The sequence below is a fragment of the Mycobacterium sp. TH-M15 genome, from assembly GCF_057473705.1.
In genome coordinates this window covers 1-2,410 of record NZ_JBYCLB010000298.1, presented here as the reverse complement: position 1 = coordinate 2,410, position 2,410 = coordinate 1, and the positions used below count along the sequence as shown (strand labels likewise).

3 protein-coding genes are annotated in these 2,410 nt (G+C 68.1%); 2 read left to right on the top strand and 1 reads right to left on the bottom strand.

Annotated elements, in window-relative coordinates:
• Positions 1-1,292, bottom strand: a 1,292-nt coding sequence (locus AC2VNT_RS07010) for a flavin-containing monooxygenase (RefSeq protein WP_486946162.1), incomplete at its 3' end; no start/stop codon positions are given.
• A 76-nt stretch (positions 1,293-1,368) separates the two neighbouring features.
• Here AC2VNT_RS07010 and AC2VNT_RS07005 point away from each other — a divergent pair.
• Both AC2VNT_RS07005 and AC2VNT_RS07000 read left to right on the top strand, forming a co-directional pair.
• A complete protein-coding gene (locus AC2VNT_RS07005; protein ID WP_486946161.1) occupies positions 1,369-2,007 on the top strand; it encodes a TetR/AcrR family transcriptional regulator in 639 nt (212 codons plus the stop codon).
• A gap of 17 nt (positions 2,008-2,024) precedes the next feature.
• Positions 2,025-2,410, top strand: a 386-nt coding sequence (locus AC2VNT_RS07000; RefSeq protein WP_486946160.1) for a hypothetical protein, incomplete at its 3' end; no start/stop codon positions are given.

Genomic DNA, 2,410 nt, shown 5'->3' with positions numbered 1-2,410 from the left:
AGCGGCCGCTCCTCGATGTCGTCGCCCGGCTGGCCGGGCACCACGGTGTCGAAGCCGTGCGCGTCCATGTAGGTGAGCACCCGGCAGACGAACTCCGACACCAGATCGGCCTTCAGGGTCCAGGACGCATTGGTGTAGCCGACGGTGAACGCCATGTTCGGCAGGCCGGTCAGCATCATGCCCTTGTAGGCCATCGTGTCGTGCAGGTCCACCGCAGCGCCGTTGCGGCGGATCGCCGCGCCGCCGAACAGCTGCAGATTCAGCCCGGTGGCGGTGATGATGACGTCGGCCGCCAGCTCCTCGCCGGAGGTGAGCCGGATTCCGGTCTTGGTGAACGTCTCGATGGTGTCGGTGACGACGTCGGCCTTGCCCTCCCGGATGGTGCGGAACAGATCCCCGTCCGGCGCCAGGCAGAGCCGCTCGTCCCACGGGTTGTAGTGCGGGCCGAAGTGCTTGGCCACGTCGTAGTCCTTGGGCAGCTTCCGCTGCGCCAGCGTCATCAGCGTCTTGCGCATGAACTTCGGGAAACGCCGGGCCAGCTGGTACTGGAAGGACTGGAACAAGATGGCCTTCCACCGGTTGACCACGTAGGCGGGCTTGATCGGAAGCAGCTTGTTCACCCGGACCGTGAACGGGTCGACTGCGGGCAGCATGCCGATGTAGGTCGGCGACCGCTGCAGCATGGTGACGTGATCGGCACCGGAGTTGGCCAGCGCCGGGACCAGCGTGACCGCGGTGGCGCCGCTGCCGATGATGACGATCTTCTTTCCCGCATAGTCGAGCTCGTCCGGCCAGTGCTGCGGGTGCACGATGGTGCCGGCGAAGTCGGCCGAGCCGGGGAACTCCGGCGCGTAGCCCTCGTCGTAGTTGTAGTACCCACTGCAGGCGAAGAGGAACGAGCAGGTGAGCTCCGTCCGCTCGGCGCCGGTCTCGACGGTCACCCGCCAGACGTTGTCGGCGTCCGACCAGTCGGCGGCCACCACCTTCTGGTTGTAGCGGATGTGCGAGTCGATGCCGGACTCGGTCACGGTCTCACGCAGGTAGGCCATGATCGACGGTCCGTCGGCGATCGCCTTCTCCGACGTCCACGGCTTGAACCGGAAGCCCAGGGTGAACATGTCCGAGTCCGACCGGATCCCCGGGTAGCGGAACAGATCCCAGGTGCCGCCCAGGTTGGCCCGGCGTTCCAGGATCGCGTAGCTCTTGGCGCCGCAACGCTGCTGCAGATGCCAGGCCGCGCTGATGCCGGAGATGCCGGCGCCGACGATGACGACGTCGAGGTGTTCGGTCATGCCGCCATGCTATCAACGACATGTCGAGTACGTCAACACTGTGTTGATAAACTCGACGTCGTGTAAAGTATCCTGGGTGACCAGCCCCGGCACCACCCGCAGCCACAGCCGGCGCTCCGCGCGGCCGTCCGGTGACGATCGCGAGCACGCCATCCTGGCCACCGCCGAACGGCTGCTGGGGCAGCGTCCGCTGGCCGACATCTCGGTCGACGACCTGGCCCGCGGCGCCGGCATCTCCCGGCCGACGTTCTACTTCTACTTCAAGTCCAAGGATGCGCTGCTGCTGGCGCTGCTGGAGCCGATGATCGCGCGGGCCGACTCGGCCTACGACGGGGCGGTGCAGCGGATCCCCGAAAACCCCCGCCGGATGTGGCGCAGCGGGATCAAGGCCTTCTTCACCGCGTTCGGCTCCCACCGGGCGATCGCCCGCGCCGGCACCGACGCGGTGGCGACCAGCCCGGAGTTCCGGGCCATGTGGCATGGTTACATGCAGAAGTGGATCGGACAGACCGCCGCGCTGATCACCGCCGAACGCGACCGGGGCGCCGCCCCGGACACCATCCCGGCGCTGGACCTGGCCACCTCCCTGAACCAGATGAACGAGCGGACGATGATGGCCACGCTGGCCGGGGAGCAGCCGGCGGTGGCACATGATCGGGTGATCGATACGCTGGCCCACATCTGGGTGAGCAGCATCTACGGGCAGCCGTTCTGACCGGATATCCTGCCGGTATGCGTTTGCGCTTGTGGGCGGCGGTGCTGCTGACCGGTTTGGCCGCACCGCTGGCATCGGCGGACCCGGATGTCCACGCGGTCGATCCGTCCTCGGCGGAAGGCGAGACGATCGTGGCGTCGGCCGTCAAGGATCTCGCCCGCCAGCTCGGTGTGCCGGCCGGCATCGCGGTGCGGCGGATGCGGGCGGCGCCGGGCTGGGCGTTCGTCTCCGGTGAGATTCTCGGCGAAGACGGCCAGCCGATCGACTACGCCGGAACCCGGCTGGCCCAGGCCGCCGCCGACGGCGGCAAGTCGAAGACCTACGTGGCGCTGCTGGCCGGGACCAACCTGCACTGGGGCCTGGTGACCAGCAGGGTGGGGCCCACCGATGCCGTCGAGCAGGG